The sequence below is a fragment of the Aeromonas sp. QDB14 genome, assembly GCF_027707845.1.
GTDB lineage: Bacteria > Pseudomonadota > Gammaproteobacteria > Enterobacterales > Aeromonadaceae > Aeromonas > Aeromonas caviae.
Genome location: NZ_JAPCJD010000068.1, coordinates 1 through 23,154, shown reverse-complemented (window position 1 = coordinate 23,154; position 23,154 = coordinate 1). Strand labels below are relative to the sequence as shown.

At 62.5% G+C, this 23,154-nt stretch carries 25 protein-coding genes and 1 other RNA gene; 8 read left to right on the top strand and 18 right to left on the bottom strand.

Annotated features, from left to right (window positions below; all coding sequences use genetic code 11):
• Positions 1-82: 82 nt before the first annotated feature.
• The 3 genes from PG887_RS17730 to smpB form a co-directional block, all read right to left on the bottom strand.
• Positions 83-1,321, bottom strand: a complete 1,239-nt coding sequence (locus PG887_RS17730; RefSeq protein WP_167824839.1) for an integrase domain-containing protein — start codon at positions 1,319-1,321, stop codon at positions 83-85.
• A 164-nt stretch (positions 1,322-1,485) separates the two neighbouring features.
• Positions 1,486-1,845, bottom strand: a transfer-messenger RNA (tmRNA) gene (gene ssrA / locus PG887_RS17725).
• 122 nt (positions 1,846-1,967) lie between these two features.
• A complete protein-coding gene (smpB, locus tag PG887_RS17720) occupies positions 1,968-2,456 on the bottom strand; it encodes an SsrA-binding protein SmpB (protein WP_010673973.1) in 489 nt (162 codons plus the stop codon).
• A gap of 248 nt (positions 2,457-2,704) precedes the next feature.
• Between smpB and PG887_RS17715 the strand changes: the two genes are divergently transcribed.
• Together PG887_RS17715 and PG887_RS17710 are read left to right on the top strand one after the other, a co-directional pair.
• The gene (locus PG887_RS17715; RefSeq protein ID WP_010673974.1) at positions 2,705-3,139 is read left to right on the top strand and encodes an SRPBCC family protein; all 435 of its coding nucleotides are present in this window, start codon (positions 2,705-2,707) and stop codon (positions 3,137-3,139) included.
• Positions 3,132-3,488 carry an RnfH family protein gene (locus PG887_RS17710; protein ID WP_039039886.1) on the top strand — a complete coding sequence of 119 codons (357 nt, stop codon included), beginning with the start codon at positions 3,132-3,134 and terminating at the stop codon, positions 3,486-3,488. The genes PG887_RS17715 and PG887_RS17710 overlap by 8 nt, the downstream gene beginning before the upstream one ends.
• Before the next feature lie 67 nt (positions 3,489-3,555).
• On the opposite strand, the gene PG887_RS17705 is transcribed toward PG887_RS17710, so the two are convergent.
• The 3 genes from PG887_RS17705 to yiaY all read right to left on the bottom strand — a co-directional run bounded on the left by PG887_RS17705 (position 3,556) and on the right by yiaY (position 5,914).
• The gene (locus PG887_RS17705) at positions 3,556-4,191 is read right to left on the bottom strand and encodes an NAD-dependent epimerase/dehydratase family protein (protein WP_041212681.1); all 636 of its coding nucleotides are present in this window, start codon (positions 4,189-4,191) and stop codon (positions 3,556-3,558) included.
• A 100-nt stretch (positions 4,192-4,291) separates the two neighbouring features.
• Entirely contained in the window at positions 4,292-4,630 is a 339-nt protein-coding gene (locus PG887_RS17700; protein ID WP_029314185.1) for an outer membrane protein assembly factor BamE, read from the bottom strand.
• A 132-nt stretch (positions 4,631-4,762) separates the two neighbouring features.
• Positions 4,763-5,914 carry an L-threonine dehydrogenase gene (gene yiaY / locus PG887_RS17695; RefSeq protein ID WP_270822437.1) on the bottom strand — a complete coding sequence of 384 codons (1,152 nt, stop codon included), beginning with the start codon at positions 5,912-5,914 and terminating at the stop codon, positions 4,763-4,765.
• A gap of 392 nt (positions 5,915-6,306) precedes the next feature.
• Here yiaY and udp point away from each other — a divergent pair, with 392 nt between their 5' ends.
• Positions 6,307-7,062 carry a uridine phosphorylase gene (gene udp / locus PG887_RS17690; protein ID WP_010674037.1) on the top strand — a complete coding sequence of 252 codons (756 nt, stop codon included), beginning with the start codon at positions 6,307-6,309 and terminating at the stop codon, positions 7,060-7,062.
• Positions 7,063-7,169: 107 nt separating this feature from the next.
• On the opposite strand, the gene PG887_RS17685 is transcribed toward udp, so the two are convergent.
• Positions 7,170-7,901: an RluA family pseudouridine synthase gene (locus tag PG887_RS17685; RefSeq protein ID WP_420359772.1), complete on the bottom strand. Its 732-nt coding sequence runs from the start codon at positions 7,899-7,901 to the stop codon at positions 7,170-7,172.
• Between the two features lie 194 nt (positions 7,902-8,095).
• On the opposite strand from PG887_RS17685, the gene rihA reads away from it, so the two are divergent.
• Together rihA and PG887_RS17675 are read left to right on the top strand one after the other, a co-directional pair.
• Complete coding sequence (rihA, locus tag PG887_RS17680; protein WP_010674039.1) at positions 8,096-9,031, top strand: pyrimidine-specific ribonucleoside hydrolase RihA; 936 nt, start codon at positions 8,096-8,098, stop codon at positions 9,029-9,031.
• 29 nt (positions 9,032-9,060) lie between these two features.
• Positions 9,061-9,537: a hypothetical protein gene (locus tag PG887_RS17675; protein ID WP_104455615.1), complete on the top strand. Its 477-nt coding sequence runs from the start codon at positions 9,061-9,063 to the stop codon at positions 9,535-9,537.
• 97 nt (positions 9,538-9,634) lie between these two features.
• On the opposite strand, the gene PG887_RS17670 is transcribed toward PG887_RS17675, so the two are convergent.
• The 3 genes from PG887_RS17670 to PG887_RS17660 all read right to left on the bottom strand — a co-directional run bounded on the left by PG887_RS17670 (position 9,635) and on the right by PG887_RS17660 (position 12,259).
• Positions 9,635-9,931 carry a winged helix-turn-helix domain-containing protein gene (locus PG887_RS17670; RefSeq protein ID WP_039039881.1) on the bottom strand — a complete coding sequence of 99 codons (297 nt, stop codon included), beginning with the start codon at positions 9,929-9,931 and terminating at the stop codon, positions 9,635-9,637.
• Positions 9,928-10,458 (bottom strand): DUF1523 family protein, encoded by a 531-nt coding sequence (locus PG887_RS17665; protein ID WP_010674042.1) that lies wholly within the window; start codon positions 10,456-10,458, stop codon positions 9,928-9,930. The genes PG887_RS17670 and PG887_RS17665 overlap by 4 nt, the downstream gene beginning before the upstream one ends.
• A gap of 178 nt (positions 10,459-10,636) precedes the next feature.
• Complete coding sequence (locus PG887_RS17660; RefSeq protein ID WP_270822433.1) at positions 10,637-12,259, bottom strand: methyl-accepting chemotaxis protein; 1,623 nt, start codon at positions 12,257-12,259, stop codon at positions 10,637-10,639.
• Positions 12,260-12,423: 164 nt separating this feature from the next.
• Between PG887_RS17660 and PG887_RS17655 the strand changes: the two genes are divergently transcribed.
• The gene (locus PG887_RS17655; RefSeq protein WP_039039878.1) at positions 12,424-13,056 is read left to right on the top strand and encodes a LysE family translocator; all 633 of its coding nucleotides are present in this window, start codon (positions 12,424-12,426) and stop codon (positions 13,054-13,056) included.
• A gap of 142 nt (positions 13,057-13,198) precedes the next feature.
• On the opposite strand, the gene PG887_RS17650 is transcribed toward PG887_RS17655, so the two are convergent.
• The 7 genes from PG887_RS17650 to PG887_RS17620 all read right to left on the bottom strand — a co-directional run bounded on the left by PG887_RS17650 (position 13,199) and on the right by PG887_RS17620 (position 19,394).
• Positions 13,199-14,302: a beta-N-acetylglucosaminidase domain-containing protein gene (locus PG887_RS17650; protein ID WP_266141521.1), complete on the bottom strand. Its 1,104-nt coding sequence runs from the start codon at positions 14,300-14,302 to the stop codon at positions 13,199-13,201.
• A 45-nt stretch (positions 14,303-14,347) separates the two neighbouring features.
• Complete coding sequence (locus tag PG887_RS17645) at positions 14,348-16,075, bottom strand: potassium/proton antiporter (RefSeq protein ID WP_270822431.1); 1,728 nt, start codon at positions 16,073-16,075, stop codon at positions 14,348-14,350.
• A 267-nt stretch (positions 16,076-16,342) separates the two neighbouring features.
• Positions 16,343-16,489 (bottom strand): hypothetical protein, encoded by a 147-nt coding sequence (locus PG887_RS17640; RefSeq protein ID WP_010674048.1) that lies wholly within the window; start codon positions 16,487-16,489, stop codon positions 16,343-16,345.
• On the bottom strand, positions 16,489-17,175 hold the full coding sequence (locus tag PG887_RS17635; protein WP_042879107.1) for a M15 family metallopeptidase: 687 nt from the start codon (positions 17,173-17,175) through the stop codon (positions 16,489-16,491). Before PG887_RS17635 ends, PG887_RS17640 begins: the two co-directional genes overlap by 1 nt.
• Positions 17,176-17,204: 29 nt before the next feature.
• The gene (gene dapE / locus PG887_RS17630; protein WP_039039875.1) at positions 17,205-18,332 is read right to left on the bottom strand and encodes a succinyl-diaminopimelate desuccinylase; all 1,128 of its coding nucleotides are present in this window, start codon (positions 18,330-18,332) and stop codon (positions 17,205-17,207) included.
• Positions 18,333-18,354: 22 nt separating this feature from the next.
• On the bottom strand, positions 18,355-18,705 hold the full coding sequence (locus tag PG887_RS17625; protein WP_039039874.1) for an ArsC family reductase: 351 nt from the start codon (positions 18,703-18,705) through the stop codon (positions 18,355-18,357).
• A 374-nt stretch (positions 18,706-19,079) separates the two neighbouring features.
• The gene (locus PG887_RS17620) at positions 19,080-19,394 is read right to left on the bottom strand and encodes a hypothetical protein (protein ID WP_010674057.1); all 315 of its coding nucleotides are present in this window, start codon (positions 19,392-19,394) and stop codon (positions 19,080-19,082) included.
• Between the two features lie 285 nt (positions 19,395-19,679).
• On the opposite strand from PG887_RS17620, the gene dcuC reads away from it, so the two are divergent.
• Together dcuC and PG887_RS17610 are read left to right on the top strand one after the other, a co-directional pair.
• Positions 19,680-21,056: a C4-dicarboxylate transporter DcuC gene (dcuC, locus tag PG887_RS17615; protein WP_069652810.1), complete on the top strand. Its 1,377-nt coding sequence runs from the start codon at positions 19,680-19,682 to the stop codon at positions 21,054-21,056.
• A gap of 140 nt (positions 21,057-21,196) precedes the next feature.
• On the top strand, positions 21,197-22,336 hold the full coding sequence (locus PG887_RS17610) for a M20 family metallopeptidase (RefSeq protein WP_270822426.1): 1,140 nt from the start codon (positions 21,197-21,199) through the stop codon (positions 22,334-22,336).
• Between the two features lie 70 nt (positions 22,337-22,406).
• Here PG887_RS17610 and PG887_RS17605 read toward each other — a convergent pair whose 3' ends face one another.
• Positions 22,407-23,063 carry an adenine nucleotide alpha hydrolase gene (locus tag PG887_RS17605; protein WP_128296864.1) on the bottom strand — a complete coding sequence of 219 codons (657 nt, stop codon included), beginning with the start codon at positions 23,061-23,063 and terminating at the stop codon, positions 22,407-22,409.
• Positions 23,064-23,154: the final 91 nt, after the last annotated feature.

Genomic DNA, 23,154 nt, shown 5'->3' with positions numbered 1-23,154 from the left:
AATGAAAATTTTAGTCATTTAATATCAATGGGTTACCAGTAAATGCTCTCGTGCCATATGACTTATTCGCACCTTCCTTAGCTCAGCTGACATTTGACGATGGCAACCACGTCAGTGCTGAACCGACTTTGGATGCTGCATCAATATGCTCTGACCACCAGATCATCATCTCCCTACGGCGTTCCAGATAATCCGTGCGATTGTATGCGCTACGAACCTCATCTTTGTCAGAGTGCGCCAAAGCGGCTTCGATAACGTCTCGATCAAATCCTCTCTCGTTAAGGGTCGTGCTGCCCAAGGCTCGCAGGCCGTGAGCGACCAAGGTCCCTTCATATCCCATTCTTTTCAAGGCCGCATTGGCTGTTTGCTCGTTGGTGTGCGTTTTAGGATTACGGATACCAGGGAAGATAAATTCACGATGGCCGCTGATCGGTCGCATGAGGTCCAGATAGGCAAGTGTTTGTGGCGTCAAGGGCACGTCATGACCTCTGCGCTTCTTCATTCTCTCTGGTGGGATCCGCCAGAGTTTCTTTTCCATATCGATCTCTGCCCATCTTGCTCCGGCCGCCTCGCTGGGGCGAGCCAAGGTATGCAGGCTCCATTCGATGAGGCAGCGGGTCTGCAGATTGATGCTGGCCTTCGATAGCCTGTTCATCAGTTCTGGTAACTGGTTGGGATTAATGCTGGGCATGTGCTGTTTGGCTGGCCGCTGAAACACCTTGCTGATCCCCGAACAAGGGTTGGCATCGATCAGGCCCGAGTTAACGGCAAAGGTCATGATCTCGTTCACCCGCTGGGTGAGGCGGCGAACGGTTTCAAGCTTACCTGCTGCAGCGATGGGCTCGATGATCTTGATAGCTCTCTGCGCCTTTATCTCCATCACGGGTACAGTGCCGATCTCGGGGAACAGATACATTTCGAGCGAACGCCAGAGATCTTCGGCATAGGCTGGGGTGACGGAAGGGCGTTTGACATCAAACCAGCGCTTGGCGACAGCCTCAAAAGTATGCTCGCTCAGCGATAACGCGGCGGATGCCTGCTCGTCACGATGGTGCTGGGGATCAATGTTTTGTTGCAGCAACGTTTTAGCTTCGGAGCGCTTCTCTCTCGCGTCAGCCAACGACATCTCCGGCCAAGAGCCAAAGCTGATCATATTTCGTTGCTTAGTGAGAGGGCGGTAGTAGCGCAGGCGCCACAACTTGGAACCATTGGGCTTGATGACGAGCTCCAGGCCCGCCCCGTCGCAGAGGGTGTATTCCTTCTCCTTGGGCTTAGCTGCTTTGATCTCGGTTGGGGACAAGGGGCGGGTGATACGAGGCATAGGCATACGCTCCGGAAGGCATACAAAACGATATGCCTAACGATATGCCTAAAAGGGCTGGATGGCAATGCACCCCATTGGACAGCATAAGACAACAAAAAACCCGCAAAGCCTTATGCTATGCGGGTTTCTTGGACTTCGTTGGTCACTGTTGGACCGGTATTTGGTGGAGCTGGGGGGATTTGAACCCCCGTCCAAAATTACTACATCCTCGGTACTACATGCTTAGTCACTCTTTACATTCGCCAACACGCTGCGGAGAGACACGCCACGCATTGACTAGCTCGATTGGTTTTAATGCTTCCGCCCCGAGCAGGACTTCCACACGATCCTGTGAAGGATGACCTTCCATTTCCCTAGGACACAGGCAAGCTAGGGGAGAAGGGCTCAGCGCAGGTTATTAAGCTGCGAGTGCGTAGTTTTCGTCGTTTGCGACTATTTTTTTGCGGTTTATTAACGAGGCCTACCGCACCTCGGCATGCACCTTGGGTTTTGTGAATCTTGTCGAATCCAGAATCAGCCCCAAGTTGTCAAAAGGGATTGTACGCAAAAATCCTGTCATGGCAAGGCGTTGATGGCAATCGACCGGCCTTGGCCGGTCGATTGCTGGTTTATTGGTCGCCGCATGGGGGCCGGCGGCGCACAATCAACCGCGGTGTTTGTTTTTCATGATGCGGGCTTTTTCCCGATCCCATTCCCGGGCCTTGGTATCTTCACGTTTGTCGTGTTCTTTCTTGCCCTTCACCAGGCCGATCTCGACCTTGACCCAGCACGCTTTCCAGTAGAGGGCCAGCGGCACTATGGTGTAGCCCTGACGAGCGGTCAGGCTCTCGAGCTTGTCGAGTTCACGGCGACTGAGCAGCAATTTGCGGGTGCGGGTCGGATCGCATACCACGTGGCTGGAGGCGGCGTTCAGCGGCAGGAAGCTGGAGCCGAACAGGAAGGCTTCCCCCTGCATGAAGATGACATAGGCTTCGCTGATGTTGGCCTTGCCCGCCCGCAGGGACTTCACTTCCCACCCTTGCAGGGACAGGCCGGCTTCCACGCGCTCTTCGATGAAGTACTCGTGACGGGCGGTTCTGTTGAGTGCAATGGTGCTGGACCCGGCTTTGTTTTTACTGTTCTTTTTGCTCATGACGGGGGCCTTAGGCAATGTTTAGGAAGGCGCATTATACGTGGGTGGCGGCGGCTGTAAAACGCACAGCGCTCCGAGTGGCGGCTTTGTGAGCAGTTCGATGACGATTTTGAGGGAAGGGCGGGGCGAGAGCAGGCCACACTGGCCGGAAAGTGTGCGATTGCCCTGCTTGGTGACCCGCGAACAGTTTCGGCGGTGATTTTGGCTGACAAGGTGATAAAATCGGGCCGATTGGATGAGGAAAACCCATGCCCCGTATTACTCGCAGTGCCCTGGTGATGTTCAGCGCGGAACAGATGTTCCGGCTGGTCAATGATGTTGATGCCTATCCTGAGTTCCTGCCCGGCTGTGTCGGCAGCCGTGTTCACGAGTCAGGTGAAGACTACATGATGGCCTCGGTCGATGTGGCCAAGGCAGGTATCGCCAAGACCTTTACCACGCGTAACCAGCTTGATGCCAATCGCACCATCAAGATGGAGCTGGTGGAGGGGCCTTTCAGCAAGCTGGCGGGATGGTGGACCTTCACACCCCTGGACGTGGATGCCTGCAAGGTGGAGTTCGATCTCGACTTCGAGTTCACCTCCAAGCTCATTGAGCTGGCCTTTGGCCAGATCTTCCGTGAGCTGGTGAGCTCCATGGTGCTTGCCTTCTCCAATCGTGCCAAGGTGGTTTACGGTGTCTGAGCTCCTCAATATCGAAGTGGCCTATGCCCTGCCCGAGCGGCAGACGGTGCTGTGCATCCGGGTCGCGCCCGAGACCAGCGTGCTGGCGGCCATCGAACAGTCCGGCATCCTGCAAAAGCACCCGGAGATCGACCTGTCGGTCAACAAGTTCGGTATCTACAGCCGTCCGGTGAAGGGCACAGAGTCGGTGCAGGAGGGGGATCGCATCGAGATCTACCGCCCTCTCATCGCCGATCCCAAGGAGATGCGCAAGAAGCGTGCGGAAAAAGCCAAGGAAGAGGGGCGTGCCGATGTGGTCACCGGCGGGCGGCCCGATGTGCACCGCAAGCGAGACGATGCCGGCACCTGACGGGTGATGGGTTGTGACAAGGGGCGCCGTGGCGCCCCTTTGTGATCGTCTCGCCCGGCACGGGGCATCACAGGGTGAGCAGGCGCTCGTTTTCCACCGTCTCTATCCCGCTCTCCTGGATGGCAAGGCGCGCCATGGCGTGCGCCACCTGACTGGCCTCGATGGCACGCCAGCGGCGCAGCGACCCGCGCAGCAGGGGCTTTACCAGCGGATAGATGGCCTGGATGATCTGCTCCGAACGGCGCGCAGGTTCTCGATGGCCGAGCAGCATGGCCGGGCGCAGGATGACGAGCCGCTGCCACTCCTGGGCCAGCAGGGCCTGCTCCATCTCGCCCTTGGTGCGGGGATAGAGGGCAGGGGAACCCGGGTTGGCGCCCAGACTGGAGACCACCAGCAGGCGGCGGCAGCCGTGGCGACGGGCGAGCGCGGCAAAGGCCAGCACATAGTCGAGATCGACCCGGCGAAATGCCTCGGCCGAGCCGGCATCCTTGCGGGTGGTGCCAAGGCAGCAGAAGGCAATATCCACAGGGGAGGGCAGCGTCAATCTGTCCAGCGCGTCGAACGAGGTGGGCAGCCAGGTGCGTCCCGGAGCGGGGTCGCCCGGTTTGCGGCAGAGCAGGAGGAGGTCGTGCTCCGTCCCCAGCTCGCGCAGCAAGGCTTTGCCAATCAGACCGGTGGCGCCGGCAATCAGGAATCGACTCATAATGATCTCCTCGGGGCAATGAGGCATCCAGAGTGTGGCCCGGCGACATCGCCGGGGCCAGAGAGAACAAAACCGGCAGAAGCCGGTTTTGTAATGTCATCTAGAGCGGTGTGGTGAAGGCGGCAGGGAGAGGGAAATCACCGGTCACGGTGGCCAGTCTGTCACCCACGAAGTTGAGGGTCAGCTCCTTGCGCTCCTTGTCGCCCCGACCGGGCTGGAACTCATAGAGGTAGTACCAGGTGTTGGGGTCAAAGCTGTCGCGCAACATGGGAGAACCCAGCACGAACTCGACCTGTTCGCGGGTCATGCCCTGGCGCAGCTTGTCGACCTGCTTTTGTTCCACATAGTTGCCCTGGGGAATATCGATGCGATAGACCAGGCTGCAACCGGACAGGGTGAGGGCGGTCAGGGCCGCGGCAATCAGGTGTTTCATCCGCATATCGGGTTCAGATCATCCATACAGTCTTTTTAGCTCGGCAAATCATACCCACTCCCCGTGCGGAAGTAAAAAGCCATTGATCCATCAGCCAATAAAAAGGACCGCGTGGCGGCCCTGGCAGATCTTGCCCCCTTACATGGCGGCGCGGAAGATGGCGACGATCTCCGCGTGAGTCGCCTGCCTGGGGTTGGTGAGACCACAGGCATCCTTGAGCGCATTGTTGGCCAGCACGTCGAGGTCGTCGGCCCTGACCCCGAGCTGCTCCAGACCGGCGGGGATCTTGACGTCGCGAGCCAGTTGCTGGATGGCGTCAATGGCTGCCGCCGCACCCTGCTCATCGCTCATGGCACTCACATCCACCCCCATATGACGGGCCACATCCTTGAGCCGACCGGCGCACACCCGGGCGTTGTAGGCCTGGACATGGGGCAGCAGCACCGCATTGCACACCCCGTGGGGCAGGTCGTAGAAGCCGCCGAGCTGGTGAGCCATGGCGTGCACATAGCCCAGGCTTGCGTTGTTGAAGGCCATGCCGGCCAGGAACTGTGCATAGGCTATCTGCTCACGGGCATGGAGATCCTCCCCCTGATGCACGGCGGTGCGAAGGTGTTCGGCAATCAGTGCGATGGCCATCACGGCGCTGGCATCGGTGACCGGGGTGGCGGCGGTGGAGACATAGGCCTCGATGGCGTGGGTCAGGGCATCCATGCCGGTGGCGGCGGTGAGGCCGGCGGGCTTGGCCAGCATCAGTTCCGGGTCGTTGACCGACATCAGCGGCGTGACGTGCTTGTCGATGATGGCCATTTTCACCTGACGGGATTCGTCGGTAATGATGCAAAAACGGGTCATCTCGGAGGCGGTGCCGGCGGTGGTATTGATGGCGATGAGCGGCAACTGCGGCTTGGCGGAGCGATCAACCCCCTCGTAATCCTTGATGCTGCCCCCATTGGCGGCCACCAGGGCGATGCCCTTGGCGCAGTCGTGGGGTGAGCCGCCGCCGAGCGAAATGACGCAGTCGCAGCCGTGGGCCCGGATCATCGCAAGACCCGCCTCGACGTTGGCCACGGTGGGATTGGGTCTGGTCTCATCGAACACCACTGCGTCGATGCCGTGCTCGGCCAGGAGGGCGGCAAGCCGGCCCACCACGCCAATCTGGCCCAGGATCTTGTCGGTGACGATGAGCGCCTTGCGATAGCCATGTCCCTGGATATCCGCTGCCGCTTCCTGCAGGCAGCCCGCCCCCATCAGGTTGATTGCGGGAATGTAGAACTTGAATGTCGCCATGATGGACTCCGTATGATTAGCCATTAAGTGGTATGCGGGCGCCAACATAACAGCGTCGGAGGGGATGAGAAGGGGTCAATGGTATCTCGTTTGCAACTTTGTGGACTCGATCGCGCTCTTTAAATGGACGGTCGCTCAAGGCTTGAAAAGGGATGGGAGTGCAAAAGGAGCATAAAAACGTTTTTCAAGAAATTCATCATCTTAGCAAACGTTTCGCGCCATTTTTGTCAGCTTTGAAGCGCAGAAGTGTGAGGCGCATCAAGGAATTGGAAAGCGCTTTCGACCATAGTTGGCGCCTCCCCGGATGAGGGGACACCGGCTTGAAAGTACCGTAAAGAATCACCTTAACTGCACTCGGCTGCCATGCGGCGGGGCGCAACCAGGAGTCCACTATGTCTGATGTATTTCACTTGGGTTTGAAAAAAGCGGATCTGCAAGGCGCCACCCTGGCGATCGTCCCCGGTGACCCCGAGCGCGTGAAGCGCATCGCAGAACTGTTGGACAACCCGGTGCACCTGGCCAGCCATCGTGAATTCACCACCTGGCGCGGCGAGATGGACGGCAAGGCCGTGATCATCTGCTCCACCGGTATCGGTGGCCCGTCCACCTCCATCGCGGTGGAAGAGCTGGCCCAGCTGGGTATCCGTACCTTCCTGCGCATCGGCACCACCGGCGCCATCCAGCCGCACCTGAACGTGGGCGACGTGATCGTCACCACCGGCTCCGTGCGCCTCGACGGTGCCAGCCTGCACTTCGCGCCGATGGAGTTCCCGGCAGTGGCCGACTTTGACTGCACCACCGCCCTGGTGAACACCGCCAAGGAGCTGGGCTCCAAGCTGCATGTGGGCGTCACTGCTTCTTCTGACACCTTCTACCCGGGTCAGGAGCGTTACGACACCGTATCCGGCCGCGTGGTACAACGTTTCCAGGGTTCCATGAAAGAGTGGCAAGCCATGGGCGTGCTGAACTACGAGATGGAGTCCGCAACCCTGCTGACCATGTGTACCAGCCAGGGCCTGCGTGCGGGCATGGTGGCCGGTGTCATCGTGAACCGTACCCAGCAGGAAATCCCGAACGCCGAAACCATGGCGAAAACCGAATCTGATGCCATCAAGATCGTGCTGGGCGCCGCCCGCAAGCTGATCTGATAGCACCACACCGAGTGGGGGGTGGGGGCCGTTGCGAAAGCGCGGCCCCTATCTTTATCCGCCGTTTGCCCCTTTTGCCTTCCTGGCCCTGCTTTCCCCCTTCTTCGTTACCCCTGTTGCACCGTCATGGCCGCCAGTGCCTGCGCAAAGGGTGCCTCACAGCGGATCTGTACCGCTTCGCCGCTCACCGGGTGCACAAAACCGAGTTCACTGGCGTGCAGCATCAGTCTGGGGGCTCGTTCGCAGCCTGGCGGGAGCAGGCCGCCATAGAGATCGCATCCCAGGATGGGATGGCCCAGCCACTGGCTGTGGATGCGCAGCTGGTGGGTGCGCCCGGTTTCCGGTACCAGCCTGACCCGGGTCAATGGCACCGGCTGGCCTGCCCCCTCCAGGGTGAGCCGCTCCATCACCCGATAGCGTGAGCGGGCGGGTTTGCCGCTGGCGGCGCAGATGCTCATCAGCGGGAACAGCGCCGGATCCTTGGCGATGGATGCGTCGATGACGCCCTCATCCACCGCCAGATGGCCGCAGAGCAGTGCCTCGTAAGCCTTGCTCACGGTGCGCTGGCTGAACTGGTGGCAGAGCAGGGCGTTGATGCTCTTGTTTTTGGCCACCACCATGACGCCCGAGGTGCCAAAGTCGAGGCGGTGCACCAGGGTGCAGCCGGGGTAATCCTGTACCAGCCGGTAGTGGACCGAATCGAGGTTCTGCGGGTTCTTGCCCGAGAGGCTCAGCAGGCCGCTCGGCTTGTTGATAAGCAGCAGATGCGCATCCTCAAACAGGATCTCGATGGTGGCGGCGCAGGGCGGGGCGATGAAGATGTCGACGATGACGGACATGGGGCAGTCGGACGATGAAGGGGGAGGGATCATACCCGAACGATGGCGGCGCGGCGAATCTGGGTGTCCGCTCCCAAGGCCTGTCGCCAAGTACTTGATCTCGTTGGTTGAGGCGTTTTGTGACTCCCTCCTGAGTTCATCTGGCCATCTCTTGCTAAGGTATGGCTCCCTGTCATGTTGTAAGGAGTCTGTCCATGGCGTTGCCCGTTATTCTCGATTGCGATCCCGGCCACGATGATGCCATCGCCCTCATTCTGGCGCTGGCGAGCCCCGAGCTGAAGGTACTGGCGGTCACCACCAGCGCGGGCAACCAGACCCCGGACAAGACCCTCAACAATGCCCTGCGCATCCTGACCCTGCTCGGCCGCGACGACATCCCGGTGGCGGCGGGGGCTGCCAAGCCTCTGGCCCGTGAGCTCATTATCGCCGACAACGTCCATGGCGAATCGGGGCTGGACGGCCCAGAGCTGCCGGATCCCGCCTTTGCTCCCCGGGCGATGAGCGCCCTTGAACTGATGGCAAGATGTCTGCGCGAGAGCCCGGAGCCGGTCACCCTGGTGCCGACCGGGCCGCTCACCAACATTGCCCTCTTGCTGGCGGCCCACCCCGAGCTCAAGCAGAAGATCGCCCGCATCGTGCTGATGGGGGGCGCCGCCGGTGCGGGCAACTGGACCCCCGCGGCGGAATTCAATATTTATGTGGATCCCGAAGCGGCCGATATGGTCTTCAAGTCGGGGCTGCCCATCACCATGTGCGGGCTGGACGTGACCCACGAGGCCCAGGTGATGGACGAGGATATCGAGCGGGTACGCGCCATTCCCAACCCGGTGGCGCAGTGCGTGGCACAGCTGCTCGACTTTTTCATGATCTATCATCGGGATCCCAAGTGGGGATTTGCTGGCGCGCCGCTCCATGACCCCTGTACCATCGCCTGGCTGCTGGCGCCCTCCCTGTTTCACGGGGTGGAGTGCCGGGTCGATATCGAAACCGGCGGGACCCATACCCTGGGGATGACGGTGGTGGATCGCTACGACCTGACCGGCAAACCGGCCAATGCCCTGGTGCTGCTGGGGCTCGACAGGGTCGGTTTCATCGAGTTGCTGGTGCAGCGACTGCGCTCATTTGGTTGACATCCTGGACATCGGATAAGGGGTTGGGAATGTGGAAAGGGACGTTGGCGCTGCTGACATGCATGCAACTGACGGGTTGCGCGACCCCGTTCGAGAAGATGTGGCAGGGGCTGGCGACCTGCGAGCTGGACACCCTTCATCTCGACATCGAGACCGGGCGCCCGGCCAATCCGCAGCTCGCCATGTATACCCCTGACAAGGTGAGCGAGGGCTTTGCCTGGTACAAGGTCCATCAGGAGTTGCACGGCCTGCCCATCGTCGGCTTCCTGGTGCCGGCCTCCACCTTCGAGGTACATGCCCTCTTCGTGGATACCCCCATCGCCAATGCTCGCAGGCTGACCCACAACGCCTATGGCAGCGAATTTTCCGACGAGAGGCTGCATGACGAGGGGATGGCACCCCTGCTGCTGCGCGACCCCAACAATCCCAAGCGCTCCATCATCGACTGCACCCGGGGTGAGCCGGCGGAGCCGCTGCCGGAAGAGTCTTTCGGCGAAGGGGAGTGAGCTCGGGGGAGGGCAACGGGATATCAGGCCAGACAAGAAAGGGGCCAGCCGCAAGGCTGGCCCCTTCTCTATGGGAGGCAGAGCAGGGCCCGGGGTGTCAGGGATACCCCAGGGTCTGCCTGATAACGGGAAGCTGCGCGGCAATCCAGGCCGGATTGATGGGCCCCCAGTCACTGATGCGGTAGTGCCCCTGCAGATGGCGAGCCCCCTCGGTCTGCTCGAAGGCGCACTGGATGTCGAGCTCAGCCAGGGCGCTGAGGGTGTCCTGGGCGGTGCGGCGCGGCATGCCGGTCGCCTCCATGATGGCGGGCACGGTGTCCGTGCCCTGACTGATGAGGTGAGCCACGTAGAGCCGGCGATAGAAGCTGGTGCGGGTCTTGCTCGGCTCGCTCATATCTCGTCCTCGAGGCGATCGAAGTAGCGCCAGGTGGCGATGGCCGCTTTGCCCATCACCAGGGCCCAGACACCGAACCAGAACCAGCGGAAGAAGCTCCAGGTGGAGGCATCGGGCTCGGTGCTCGCGATCTTGGTGACGTTGGGGAACATGGAGAACATGTTCACGCGCCAGCCGTAGGAGGTGATGATGGCCAGGCGTTTTTCGAACTCCATGGACTTGGCCTTGGCCTGGACGTCGGCGGCGTTGAACTTGAAGTAGAAGGGCCAGCCCCATTCGGTGTCTTCATTGCGAAACACCCGGATCTTCTCGCCGGGGCGCTCGGTGTAGATGTAATAGACGTCGGTGGTGGGGCCGTCAGCCGGGTTCTTCTGGCTGATGGGGCCATCCTTGTCGGTGCGCTTCACCTCCACCCCGGTGATGGTGGCGATGGTGTGTTCCGGCAGATAGAAATCGAGCCAGAGTGCGGAGAGCAGGGCGATGAGGCCGAGCATGATAAAAGCGGGTTTCTTGAACTTGAGGCTCATGATGATCTCTCGATGAGGGGGAGTGACGTGCCTCTACCATACCCACATTTGTGAATGCAGCCCAGCCCCCAATGGCACCTTGATGGCAAAAAGCCGTTTTAAACAGGAGGCGTGAAGGGGGAGGGGCAAGTGCGGGGCCTGCGCCGGGCCCCGCGGTATCGAAGAGACCCTCTCGGGATCAGAGCTGGAACTGGGCGAGCTGCCTGCGCTGCTGCTCGGCGAGCTGTGACAGTTCGTGACTGGCGGCGGCACTCTGGCTGATGCCGGCGGCGTTCTGGTTCACGATCTCGTGGATGTTGGTGAGGTTGCGGCTGATGTCGGCGGTGACGCAGGATTGTTGTTCTGCCGCGGTCGCCACCTGGGCGTTGGCACCGTTGATCTGGTTGACCGCGTCCGTGATGCCCCCCAGCAAGGCCTGTACCTCGGCGGAGAGCTGCCGGTTGTGGCCGAGGATCTCCAGGGTCTGCTGCACGCCGCTGTTGGCGGAGAGGGACTGGCTCTGCAACTGCTCGATGATGGCCTGGATCTCCTTGGTGGAGTCCTGGGTTCGGGCGGCCAGCAGGCGCACTTCGTCGGCCACCACCGCAAAGCCGCGGCCGCTTTCACCGGCGCGGGCCGCCTCGATGGCGGCGTTGAGGGCCAGCAGGTTGGTCTGCTCCGAAATGCTCTGAATGACTTCGATCACCTTGCCGATCTGCTCGGACTGGGACTTGAGCCTGGCCACCACAGTCGCGGTGTTCTCTAGACTACCCGCCATGCGGCCGTTGGCCTCGATGCTTTCGGCAAACAGGGCCAGCCCTTGCTCGACCCGACTGTTGGCATCCCTGGCCAGCTCGTCGGCCAGGGCGGCGTTGTGGTTGACGTTGTCGGCGGTGCTGGCCAGCTCGGTGACGGCGGAGGCCACCTGTTCGGTCTCACCGCGCTGCTGCTGGGCGTTGACCTCTGCCTGGGTCATCACAGCGGCAAGCTCGGTGGCGGCGGAGGCCACATTGCCGCTGATGCCGGTCAGGGTCTGGATGGTGTTGGCAAGCTGGCTCAGGGTTCGGTTGATATCCCTGGCGAGCTGGCCCAGCTCGTTGTTGCCTTCGGCATTGGCACGCACGTTGAAGCGGCCGAGGGCGACGGCGTGCATCACCTCCTGCAACTGGCCGATGGGCTGCACGATGCGCCCGGAGATCCACCAGCCGCCCAGCAGGGCCGCGATCAGGGTGCCCCCCATCAGCAGCAGGGTGCGCAGCAGGGTCGCGCGGTAGTGGGCCTGCTCCTCGGCAATCTCAGTCTGGGTCAGCTGATTGATGTGGACGGACATGGCATCGATCTGCTTGATGAGCGCCTCCCCCAGATCGCGAAAGTGCAGGCGGGCCTGCTCATAGGCGGCGGGATCGCCACTGCCTTGGTACTTGGCGGTCAGCAGGGGCAGCATGCTGCTGCGGGTGTGGCCGAGGTAGGCCTGCAGGGCGGCCGCGACCTGACGGTTGTCCTGCTCGGCACCGGTGACAACCAGTCTGGTCAGGATGGCGCCAATCTCCTGTTCGGCGGCGGAGAGCTGGGCCGGCAACTGGGCGAAGAGGGCCTCATCGTAGAGGCCGTAGATGGCGTTGGTGCGCAGCCGGTAGGTGGCGTGGATCAGGGCCGCGATGTCGTCCTTGTGGCGGGTGACGCTGGCGGTGGTTTCATTCATGTCCTGAATGGCACCGTCGATTTCCTGTTTGCTGATCACGGCCATCAGCAGCATCAACAGGCTGGCGAGCAGGAGAGGGATAAGCACTTGAAGACGAATGGACAGATTATTCAATGACATGAAAGATCCTAACCCGAAAGAGGAGTGAGGCGGCATCTTACACAGGCGCGACAATCCTTGTCACAGGGTTTTTAATGCTGAATTCTTGCTGAATGAAAAGGTTTTTCTTGTGTTAAAAGAGTGTGATAGGCAAGATCGTCTGCTTGTTACCCTGGAGGTGTAGTGTGTCCGACTGGATTGATCCCGCCATCTTGGCGCTCTTTATTCCCACGTTCTTTTTTGTCTCAGTAACCCCCGGTATGTGCATGACCCTGGCGATGACCCTGGGCATGAGTCTGGGGGTGCGCCGTACCCTGCACATGATGTGGGGGGAGCTTGTCGGCGTCGGCCTGGTCTCCGTGCTGTCGGTGGTCGGGGTGGCGGCAGTCATGCTCAACTACCCGGCCCTGTTCTCCGCATTCAAATATGTAGGTGGCGCCTACCTGGTCTGGCTTGGCATCCAGATGTGGCAGGCCAAGGGCAAGATGGCCATCCCGGCGGATCTCTCGGCGGGCCAGCAGACCAGCCCCATGGGACTGGCCGTGCAGGGGTTCGTGACCGCCATCGCCAACCCCAAGGGGTGGGCCTTCATGGTCTCCCTGCTGCCCCCCTTCATCAATGCGGCCAAGCCGATGGCACCCCAGATAGGGGCCCTGGTCGCGCTCATCCTGGTCATCGAGTTCTCCTGCCTGATGCTCTATGCCAGCGGTGGCCGCACCTTGCGCCATTTCCTCGCCAAGAGCGGCAATGTCACTCTGATGAACCGGATCGCGGGCTCTCTCATGCTGTTTGTCGGGGTCTGGCTGGCCTTCGGTTAAACACCCGCTCAATCTGCCGCCCTATGTGACGCCATGGGGCACCTGAAGAGAGATGATGCAAAAAGGCCACCTCCCTGCCCGGGAGGTGGCCTTTTACATGGGCCCGTTTTTTTATGAACCCACTTTTCATGGACTCATGAGGTCAGTCGGTCAGGCAGTCCGGATCGAACACGTACTCCCCGGCCAGCCAGCGCAGGATCTCGTTCACGCAGGCCTGATCCTGGAACGGCAGGTAGCGGCTCTTGAGGTGGATGACCTGCTCGGGGGTGAGCTGGGCCAGACCGATGTCCTGGAAGAGCGGCAGGTCGGCCTGGATCATGGCGGAGATCTGCGGCCCGCAGGTGGCGTTGAGGGAGGCGTGCAGCGCCTTGTCAGGATCGTACTGCTTGCCGAGCTTGTAGCTCATGGGCAGGGTGGCGAGCGGCAGGGCCGAGAGGGCCGCCTGCTTCATGGGATTGACCGCATGGCCGCTCACGAGATCCGCCAGCTCTGCCGGACGGTTTTCGAAGGCGCGCAGGTGCAGGAAGCTGCTCGCCTTGCTGCCGTCATTGACCGGATAGTTGTCCCACAGGAAGGGCTTGCGATGGAGCCAGTCGGCGGCCTGTTTGAGGTGGGCAGCCGGATACTCGGTGGAGCAGACTTTGGGTCCGGTCCAGAAGACATCGATGCGCTTGTCGAGCCCCTGACCCAGATCCTGCAGATAGTGGGGGGGCATGGCACCGAACACCTTCTCCAGCACCGGATCCGTGCTGTAGTAGCTGGGGCAGAACAGCAGGCGGCCTGCGTCGGTGTGGGCCGCGATATCGTGGGCGATGGTGAGCTGCCAGTGGGCGAGATCCGGGGTGTCCCCCTTCATGTCGTCAAACAGGATCGCCAGGATATCGGGCTTGAGCGCCTCCTCGATGAGCTTCACTTTCTCCAGCAGGGCGGGTCGCTGGCGGGCATAGTCGTGATGAGCCCCCATGGGGCTCAGGCCCACCCCGAAGGCCAGACCGTTCTCCCGGCACTGGCGGGCGAGCTGGCACAGGGCTTCAAGCTGTTCGGCGGGCCAGGGCGTGGCCCAGTGCTTGCGTAGGTAGCCGTCTTCCTTGGGGGCGTAGAGGTAGAAGCCATAGCCGTGGCGGGGCAGCCACTGGGCGTAGCGGGCACGGGCTTCCCAGCTCCAGCCCTTGCCAAAGAAACCCTCGATGAGGCCCAGCTTGGGCGAGGGAGGATACAGACCGGACAACAGGGTTTGATAAGGCATGGTTCACTCCCTTCTCACACAAATGCGGGCTACGATGGCCGGCGCCTAGACGGGGTCTTCTTCCAGGAAGCGCACCCCTATCTTGCGGGGTTCACCCTCTTCCATTTCCGCCACCGTCCAGAGCAGTCCCTGCCAGGTGACATGGTCACCGACCACCAGATTATCGCCCAACTGGTGGGCAATAAAATCGCCGAGGCTCTGATCCGCCATCTCGCTCACATCCAGCCCGTAGAGCGGGGCGAGATCCACCAGCCTGGCGTTGGCCTCCAGCAGGAAGTCACCGAAGAAGCGCGGGCCCAGATCCTGCTCCGGCGCCTGGCTGAAGAGCTGACCGAGGGCGGGCAGGTCGTGCTCGTGGCCGATGACGCACAGGATGTCATCGGATTGCAGGCAGGTACTGCCCGAGGGGTGGAGCAGCTCCTGGCCGCGGAACAGGGCGCAGATGCGGGTGCCCTGGGGCATGCGCAGCTCCCGCAAGGGAGAGCCGATGCACCACTTCTCGGCGCTCAGGCGATAGACGAAGGTCTCCCACTGGCTGTCGAGATCGATTTCCAGCCCAGAGCGGTTGATGGGAGAGGGCGGTGCGGGCACCTCCACTCGCGCCAGCTTTGATGCCAGCGGCAGCGAGCTGCCCTGCAGGATCAGCGAAACCAGCACCACGAAGAAGGCGACATTGAAGTAGAGCTGGGCATTGGGCAGCCCCGCCATCATGGGGAAGACCGCCAGGATGATGGGCACGGCGCCGCGCAGCCCCACCCAGGAGATAAACCAGCGCTCGCGCGGCGCGAAGTTCTTGAACGGCAGCAGTCCAATCCAGACCGACACCGGACGGGCAAACAGGATCATCCACATGGCCAGGGCCAGCGCCGGCAGGGCGATGGGCAGCAACTTGTGGGGAGAGGCGAGCAGCCCCAGCACCAGGAACATGCCGATCTGGCTGAGCCAGGTCAGGCCGTCCAGCACGGAGAGGGTGGTGCTGCGGCTGCGCAGGGAGAGGTTGCCAAGCAGCAGGCCGGTGAGGTAGATGGCCAGGATGCCGCTGCCCCCCACCGCCGTGGTGAGGGCGAAGATGAGCAGGCCGCCGCTCACGGTGAGCAGGGGATAGAGACCGGGGGCGAGCTTGGCACTGTTGATGAGCTTCCACAGCAGCCAGCCCCCCGCAAGGCCGATGCCAGCGCCCAGACCAAACTGCTTGACGAGTTGCAACAGCAGGAAGCCGGCATCCAGCCCCTGCTGGGCGGTGGCCAGCACCTCGATCAGGGTGACGGTGAGAAAGACCGCCATGGGATCGTTGCTGCCCGATTCTATCTCCAGGGTGGCGCTGACCCGCTCGTTGAGGCTGCGCCCGCCGAGCAGGGAGAAGACCGCCGCCGCATCGGTGGAGCCGACGATGGCACCGATGAGCATCCCCTGCATCAGGTTGAGGTCGAACAGCCAGGCGGCGGCGAGGCCCGTGAGGCCGGTGGTGATGGCCACCCCGACCGTGGCCAGCGAGAGCGCGGGCCAGAGCGCGACCCGAAAGGAGGAGACCCGGGTGCGCATGCCGCCGTCCAGCAGAATGATGGCCAGTGCCAGGTTGCCCACCAGGTAGGCGACCGAGTAGTCGGCGAAGTGGATGCCGCCGGGACCATCCTCACCCGCCAGCATGCCGACGGCGAGGAAGATGACCAGGATGGGGATGCCGACTCTGGAGGAGAGTGCGCTCAACAGGACACTGGCGCCCACCAACAGGGCACCGATGAAGAAGAAACTGTTGACGGTGGTGGCATCCAATGGCGAACTCCTTATGGCGGGCTGCAAAACAGGCACATTATATGCAGATTGACCCCCTTTGTGTGGCTTAATTGTGCATTGTTTTGCAGTTTTTTACGTTTGTTGCGCAGTTTTCAAGCAGGGCGAGGGTGGCGTGCCCGCGCGGGAAAGCGCAGGGAAAGGGGGCAATGGATGGGGCTTTCAGTGCAGGCAGAGGGGGCGGCAGAGGGCGAAAAAATGCCGTGGACGGGAAGGGTGCAGGAGCGCCGACGGGCTCCTGCGAGGGGGTCAGTCGTCCTCGTCGTCCTTGACCTCCCGGATCTTGTCCTTGTACTTGGGCAGCTGTTTCTCGAGCTGCTTCATGTCCTTGATGGCGTTGAGAAACAGGCCGAGCAGAAACAGCAGCGGCAAGCCTATCCATAACCACAAGCTCATCAGAATCTCCTTTCGTGGTGTGCCGGGGTGACATAGCGGGCCAGGATCTCGTCGAGATGAGCCAGGATGCACTCCTTGCCTTCAATATCCGCTCGTTCCAGACAAAGCGCCAGCGCCGCCGGATCCAGGGCCAGCCCATCGGATTCGGGCGCGAAGCTCAGGTGCCAGGGCTCGTAGGCCACCCCCTGAGCCGGTTGCTCCCCTTTTGCATAGGGCAGGAAGAAGCCGAAGTCGTTCATGTGATCGTCCAGCCATTCGCGCAAATCGGCAAACCAGCCGCCCGCCTCGTACTCCCAGGGTTCCAGCGCGAGCCGGGTGCCGGCGGGGAGGCAGTCCGGATCGTAGATGTCGAGATCCGTGCCCCAGTGATGGCGGCTGGTGCCGGGCAGGGCGCTCCAGTGCAGGATGGCGTGCAGTCGTTCGGTCTCGCCCAGTTGCAGGGCATCGAGGGGCTGGTTGTGCGCATCCAGCAGAGGGCGCTCCCCGCGCCACTTGCCGTTCCAGATGGCGAGCTGGCGCTCGAAGCCGCGCCAGCTGGAGGCCGCCTGCAGGTTGAAACCGGCATGGGCGGCAGCCACCTGCATGTCGTTGAAGGCCGCCGCGGTGGCGGCGGTCAGACGATGGGGGCCGCGCCCCACCAGGATGAGGTGGCTCTCATCCAGCCCAAGCAGTTGATCCTGATTCATGGTCTGGTCTCTCTTGTCCGGAGCACCGCTCATGCCAGCAGTCGTGCCAGCACCCCTTGGTACATGTCCGCCAGCAGATCCAGATCGTCCGCCTTCACGCACTCGTTCACCTTGTGGATGGTGGCGTTGACCGGGCCGAGCTCGATGACTTCCGCCCCGGTGGGAGCGATGAAGCGCCCATCGGACGTGCCCCCCGTGGTGAGCAGGGCCGGCTGCTGGCCGTTCACTGCCGCCACGGCGGCGACGGTGGCTTCCAGCAGGGCGCCGGTGTCCGTCAGGAAGGGCTGGCCGGAGAGGGTCCACTTCAGCTCGAAGTCCAGGCCGTGACGGGTCAGCAGCGCCTCGACCCGCTCGCGGATAGCCGCATCGGTGAGCTCGGTGCTGAAGCGGAAGTTGAACTGGACCTGCAACTCCCCCGGAATGACGTTGGAGGCGCCGGTGCCGCCCTGGATGTTGGCGATCTGGAAGCTGGTGGGGGGGAAGTAGGCGTTGCCCTTGTCCCACTCGATGGCGGCGAGCTCCGCCAGCGCCGGTGCCGCCTTGTGGATAGGGTTGTCCGCCAGATGGGGGTAGGCGACGTGGCCCTGCACCCCGCGCACCAGCAGATCGCCGGTGATGGAGCCGCGACGGCCGTTCTTCACCACGTCCCCGACCTGGGCGGTGGAGGAGGGTTCGCCGACGATGCACCAGCGGATCTTCTCGTTGCGTGCCTCCAGGGTGTCGATGACGCGTACCGTGCCGTTGATGAAGGGCCCCTCTTCATCCGAGGTGATGAGAAACGCGATGGAGCCCTTGTGGTCCGGGTGCTCGGCCACAAAGCGCTCGGTCGCCACCACCATGGCGGCCAGGGACCCCTTCATGTCGGCGGCGCCCCGGCCATGGAGCATGCCGTCCTTGATGGTCGGCTCGAATGGCGGGGTGTCCCACTTCTCCAGGGGGCCGGCGGGTACCACGTCGGTGTGGCCGGCGAAGCAGAAGAGGGGACCCTCGCTGCCACGGCGTGCCCAGAGGTTGGTGGTGTCCTCAAAGACCATGGGTTCGATGACGAACCCCAGGCGCGCGAGGCGCTCCGCCATCAGGGTCTGGCACCCTTCATCCAGGGGGGTCACGGAGGGGCGGCTGATCAAATCCTTGGCCAGTGTGATGACGTCCGACATCGGTGTTCCTTAACAGAAAAAGTTAACGGGAGAAGAGGGATTGATAGAGGTCTGCCTTGAAGCCCAGGGTCAGGGTACCGTCCTGGTCCAGCAGCGGGCGCTTGATCATGGCCGGGTGGGCCAGCAGCAGGTCACGGGCCTTGGCGGTGTCGAGCCCCTGTTTTTCTGCTTCCGGCAGGGCGCGGAAGGTGGTGCCACGGGTGTTGAGCAGGGCTTCCCAGCCCAGCTTGGCGAGCCAGAGATCGAGCTGTTCCGGGCTCAGACCGTCGGCGCGGTGATCATGAAAGCGGTAATCGATACCCGCCTCCTCCAGCCACTTGCGGGCCTTCTTGATGGTGTCGCAGTTCTTGATGCCATAGAGGGTGGTGGCCATGGGGGATCCTTTGTCTGCGGGCCGGCGGCCCTGAAATCGTGCAAGGGCCCGATTCTGGCATTGTGGCCCCCCCATGGCAACGCTCATGGCCGGATGGGCTGGTTTTACCAGTCAGGCCGAGTGGAGAAGGGAGGGGGCCGCGCGCCAGCACACGCTGGTCTGGGACGGGATGCGCGGCGGCATCAAAGGGGGAGACCGAGGGAGGAGGCCCTTATGCTGCACACCTGGCCGGATAGGACGACAGGGGGCAGGGAGCCTCACAGGGAAGCACACCTGGCCGGATGGGGCCGCTGGGGCCGGGGAAGAAACGGCGGGGGCCAAAAACCAGAACGCGCCTGCTGGTCTGGGCGCGTTCCGGATTCAGGGGGCGGCACTCAGTGCAGGGTGGTCCACTCGTGATCGAAGACCCGTGCCCGCTCCCAGGGGGCATCCGGCAGGCTGGAGGAGAGGCCGGCGTATTTGCCCACGTCATCCATCACGATGGCGGAGAGAATGGGCAGGTGATTTTCGGTGCAATACATGCGGATGCGTTGCAGCAGGGTACGCAGTTCATCCTGGCACTGCTCCAGCCCGGCCTGCCTGGCCAGTTTGGAGTAACGAATGGTGGTGCGTTCCTTTGCAGACTCGACGAGGATGTCCCACAGCTTGCAGTCGCAGGTCGGGGTGCCTGCGGTGGCTTGGTTTGTCATAACTCTCTCCGGTGCGAAATGGTCGCTCTGTGTCGACGGGCATCTTGGCCAGTTCACCCCGGCGGGATGTTGATCCAACGCAAACAAAGTGGCGGTTGTTGGTCAGGGATACCCTGGGGAGCATTCTAGATCCAGTTCCTTGATGTTAAATGTCGTTTTTAATTTTATTTTCGGAATAAAAATCTACAACCGTTTGTTTTTTCCATCTTGATTGATGGTGATCAAGAGGAAAGGGGAGATCCCCCACTAAATTGCGCTTCTCGATAATCTTGTCAGGAGTGCACCTTGGAACTCGTCTTCGTCTTGCTCGTGCTGATCGCCGTGGTCTACGGCATCATCAAGGATTACAACCCGCAGGCGGTGTTGGCGCTGGCGGGCATGGCCCTCTTTGCGGTGGCCTACTGGCTGGGATTGCACCCCATTCTGCCCGCTGACAAGAGCACCGGCTTCGCCCTGTTCGACCTGTTCGAGGTGTTCAAGGGGATCTTCTCCTACCGGGCGGCGGGCCTTGGCCTCACCATCATGGCGGTGGCGGGCTTTGCCACCTACATGTCCCATATCGGCGCCTCCCAGGCCCTGGTGCGGGTGGCGGTCAAACCGGTGGCGGGCATCCAGTCCAGCTACCTGATGCTGGCCATCTGCTACCTGGTGGCGGTCTTCGTCTCCCTGTTCGTCACCTCCGCCACCGGCCTTGGCCTGCTGTTGATGGTCACCATGTACCCTGTGATGCGCAACCTCGGCATCAGCCCGGCTTCCGCCTGCGGCGTCATCGCCACCTCCCAGGCGTTCGAAATCGGCCCGACCCAGACCAACGCCATCTTCTCCGCCGGTCAATCCGGCATGGATCCCACCAGCTACTTCGTCGACTACCAGATCTGGCTGGTGGCCCCCATGCTGCTGGTGACCATGGTGCTGCACTTCTTCTGGCAGCGACACTGTGACCGTCAGGAGGGCTGGGATCCGGCCCTGCATCGCGGTGAGCACGCGGAGCTTGACGAAAAAGGGGCGGACGAGGTGGCCGCGCCAACCTGGTACGGCCTGCTGCCCATCATCCCCTTCGTACTGATGATGACCTTCTCCAAGCTCCTGGTGACCAGCATCAGCGTCAGCGTGGAGGTGGCCATGCTGCTGTCGGTCTTTATCGGCATGCTGTGCGAGCTGCTGCGCACCCGCTCGGTGCGCACCGCCTTCGCGGGGCTCTCCAGCTTCCTCGACGGCATGGGCAAGGTGTTCGGCCCCGTGGTGGCGCTCATCGTCTGTGCCGAGCTCTTCGCCGAATCCCTCAAGGCCATCGGCGCCATCGATACCCTGCTGCACTCTGCCAGCAATGCCGGCATCGGCAGCGGCCTGATGACCCTGGTGATGGTGGGGCTCATCATGGTGGCGGCGGTCATCATGGGCTCGGGCAACGCAGCCTTCCTCAGTTTCTCCTCCCTGGCCCCCGCGGTGGCAGCCAAGTTTGGCGTGCCAGCGGTGACCATGCTGCTGCCGATGCAGCTCGCCTCGAGCATCGGCCGCACCGTCTCCCCCATCGCGGCGGTGCTCATCGCCTGTGCGGGCATCGCCAAGGTCTCTCCCTTCGTGGTGGTCAAGCGCACCAGCGTGCCCATGGCGGGGGCCCTGGTGACGGCGCTGCTCCTCAACTATCTGCTGTTCATGTAAAGGCTCTGGTGTAGTAGAGGCGGCGGCCAGTTGATCCACGCTGGTCGACCGCCGTTGACGAGACGGCGTCGAGTGCCCGCCCACTCTTATCGTTGCAAAAACAGTCTGTGTTTTACGCAGATTGTTCCATGGAGAAGACAATGAACGACCTCACGCGCCCGTTTTCCCTCGATACCTATCTGGCGGATCTCGCCCCGCTCATCAACCTCGACTGCGGCATCCGCACCCCGGCCGGGGTGGCCCGGGTCGCCGACATCATGACCGAGAAATATGAGGCCATCGGCTGGCAGGTGACCCGCCACCAGTTCGCCGCCGAGTACGGCCCCTGCCTCGAGGCAACCAATGCCCCGGGGGCGGATCACTACGACGTCATGCTGGTGGGCCACATGGACACCGTCTTCCCCGAGGGGACGGCGGCCAAGCGACCGCTGAAAATCGAAGGCAATCAGGCCTTTGGCCCCGGCGTCTCGGACATGAAGAGCGGCCTGCTCTCTACCTGGTATGCCTTGAAAGAGCTGGACCCGGCCGTGCTGGCCAGGCTCAAGGTGCTGGTTTGCTGCAACTGCGACGAGGAGATTGGTTCCCCCTGGTCCAAAGAGTGGCTGGTGGAGCGGGCCAGACAGAGCGGCTGCGTGCTGGTGGCCGAGGCGGCCCGCCCGAGCGGGGATCTCATCAGCGCCCGCAAGGGCAATGCCAAGTACCGCATCACCTTCCACGGCAAGGCCTCCCATGCCGGTTCGGCCCTGGCACAAGGGATCTCCGCCATCACGGAGCTGGCCCACTGGGTGCTCGCCATCAACCAGCAGGTCAACATGGAAACCGGTACCACCATGAACGTGGGGGTGGTGCAGGGGGGGACCGGCGTCAACGTGGTGCCCGACTTTGCCGAGGCGATCGTGGATCTGCGCTTCTGGCGCAACGAAGAGGCGCAGGCGGTGCACGACCGGCTCACCTTCATGGCCAACAACCCCTTCCTCGCCGGTTGCCGGGTCGAGGTGGCGCGCCAGAGCTTCAAGCCCGCGATGCGCCCGAGCGGCGACACCGAGGCCCTGATGGCACTGGTGGAGGCGGCAGGCAGGGAGGAGGGAGTCCCTTTCACCTGGCTGGAGGCCGGTGGCGGCTCCGATGCCAATTTCACCGCGGCGGCCGGGGTGCCGTCCCTCGATGGCTTCGGCCCCATGGGGGGTGGCTTTCACTCGGAGGCGGAGTTCCTGCTGCTGGACAGCATCGAGCCGCGCATCCGCCTGCTTAAGCGGGTGCTGGGCAAGCTGGCCAACTAGGTCAACGTTAAGGACAAGCAAAACGGGAGGCCAGCGCCTCCCGTTTTTTATGTGTCGCCCTCGTGAGAGGTCATTCCTCGTCCTCCAGCAGATAGGCGAGGTGCTCCTGGCGCGCCACCTGCCAGTGGCCGAGTGTCAGCGGCGCCGCAAACCCGGGGCCGTCGGTCACCATGGTGTGGTACTCCCCCTGCTCGCCGCAGGCATCGAAGCCCCGGGTTGCCGCCAGTTGCTGCAATTCGGCCAGGGTGGCCGCATCGAGCCTGCGCCCCACCCACTCGGGGGCCAGTACCCGGGTATCGACGCAGGAGAGGTGGGCGACGATGCCGCGGGCCAGCATGTCCGCCAGCAACGCCTCGCGGGGTTGTTGCCATAGCGGGGTGTGAACGGTGAGCCCCAGGGGTCGACAGCGCTCGCGGATCCAGTTCGGCGCGCCCCCCACGCTGTCGATGTCGCCGGTGACGACCCCATCGAGTTGCCACTCCTCTTTCAATGCCGCCAGGGCCCGCTCATAACCGAGATCGAAGGGCGCTTCGATGGTGACCAGCCGATGGGGCAGCGCGAGGGCCGCCGCCTGACGGCGAACCTGTGACAGGGGATGGGCGAGAAAGCGTGGCGCTGGCGGGGCAAAGGTGACCAGGGCCGCCACCTGATGGCCCGCCTCCCGGGCGTGGCAGAGGGCCTGCATGGCATCTTTGCCGCCGCTCCAGAGCAGGATGACGCGAGACATGGGGGATTTCCGCAAAAAAAAGGTTCATCGCGGCTTTCCGGGGAAGGCCGCCTTGATTTTCAGAAAAAAGTATTCTGAGTCCCTAAATCCA

What these genes read in the sequence shown, in the direction of transcription:
- PG887_RS17650 (WP_266141521.1), bottom strand. Translation starts at nt 14,302, where the DNA reads ATGCCTTATCAAACCCTGTTGTCCGGTCTGTATCCTCCCTCGCCCAAG.
- udp (WP_010674037.1), top strand. Translation starts at nt 6,307, where the DNA reads ATGTCTGATGTATTTCACTTGGGTTTGAAAAAAGCGGATCTGCAAGGC.
- PG887_RS17635 (WP_042879107.1), bottom strand. Translation starts at nt 17,175, where the DNA reads ATGAATCAGGATCAACTGCTTGGGCTGGATGAGAGCCACCTCATCCTG.
- PG887_RS17640 (WP_010674048.1), bottom strand. Translation starts at nt 16,489, where the DNA reads ATGAGCTTGTGGTTATGGATAGGCTTGCCGCTGCTGTTTCTGCTCGGC.
- PG887_RS17730 (WP_167824839.1), bottom strand. Translation starts at nt 1,321, where the DNA reads ATGCCTCGTATCACCCGCCCCTTGTCCCCAACCGAGATCAAAGCAGCT.
- PG887_RS17660 (WP_270822433.1), bottom strand. Translation starts at nt 12,259, where the DNA reads ATGTCATTGAATAATCTGTCCATTCGTCTTCAAGTGCTTATCCCTCTC.
- PG887_RS17620 (WP_010674057.1), bottom strand. Translation starts at nt 19,394, where the DNA reads ATGACAAACCAAGCCACCGCAGGCACCCCGACCTGCGACTGCAAGCTG.
- PG887_RS17665 (WP_010674042.1), bottom strand. Translation starts at nt 10,458, where the DNA reads ATGAGCCTCAAGTTCAAGAAACCCGCTTTTATCATGCTCGGCCTCATC.
- PG887_RS17670 (WP_039039881.1), bottom strand. Translation starts at nt 9,931, where the DNA reads ATGAGCGAGCCGAGCAAGACCCGCACCAGCTTCTATCGCCGGCTCTAC.
- smpB (WP_010673973.1), bottom strand. Translation starts at nt 2,456, where the DNA reads ATGAGCAAAAAGAACAGTAAAAACAAAGCCGGGTCCAGCACCATTGCA.
- yiaY (WP_270822437.1), bottom strand. Translation starts at nt 5,914, where the DNA reads ATGGCGACATTCAAGTTCTACATTCCCGCAATCAACCTGATGGGGGCG.
- PG887_RS17700 (WP_029314185.1), bottom strand. Translation starts at nt 4,630, where the DNA reads ATGCGGATGAAACACCTGATTGCCGCGGCCCTGACCGCCCTCACCCTG.
- PG887_RS17685 (WP_420359772.1), bottom strand. Translation starts at nt 7,901, where the DNA reads ATGTCCGTCATCGTCGACATCTTCATCGCCCCGCCCTGCGCCGCCACC.
- PG887_RS17675 (WP_104455615.1), top strand. Translation starts at nt 9,061, where the DNA reads ATGTGGAAAGGGACGTTGGCGCTGCTGACATGCATGCAACTGACGGGT.
- PG887_RS17625 (WP_039039874.1), bottom strand. Translation starts at nt 18,705, where the DNA reads ATGGCCACCACCCTCTATGGCATCAAGAACTGCGACACCATCAAGAAG.
- PG887_RS17705 (WP_041212681.1), bottom strand. Translation starts at nt 4,191, where the DNA reads ATGAGTCGATTCCTGATTGCCGGCGCCACCGGTCTGATTGGCAAAGCC.
- PG887_RS17605 (WP_128296864.1), bottom strand. Translation starts at nt 23,063, where the DNA reads ATGTCTCGCGTCATCCTGCTCTGGAGCGGCGGCAAAGATGCCATGCAG.
- PG887_RS17610 (WP_270822426.1), top strand. Translation starts at nt 21,197, where the DNA reads ATGAACGACCTCACGCGCCCGTTTTCCCTCGATACCTATCTGGCGGAT.
- dapE (WP_039039875.1), bottom strand. Translation starts at nt 18,332, where the DNA reads ATGTCGGACGTCATCACACTGGCCAAGGATTTGATCAGCCGCCCCTCC.
- rihA (WP_010674039.1), top strand. Translation starts at nt 8,096, where the DNA reads ATGGCGTTGCCCGTTATTCTCGATTGCGATCCCGGCCACGATGATGCC.
- PG887_RS17715 (WP_010673974.1), top strand. Translation starts at nt 2,705, where the DNA reads ATGCCCCGTATTACTCGCAGTGCCCTGGTGATGTTCAGCGCGGAACAG.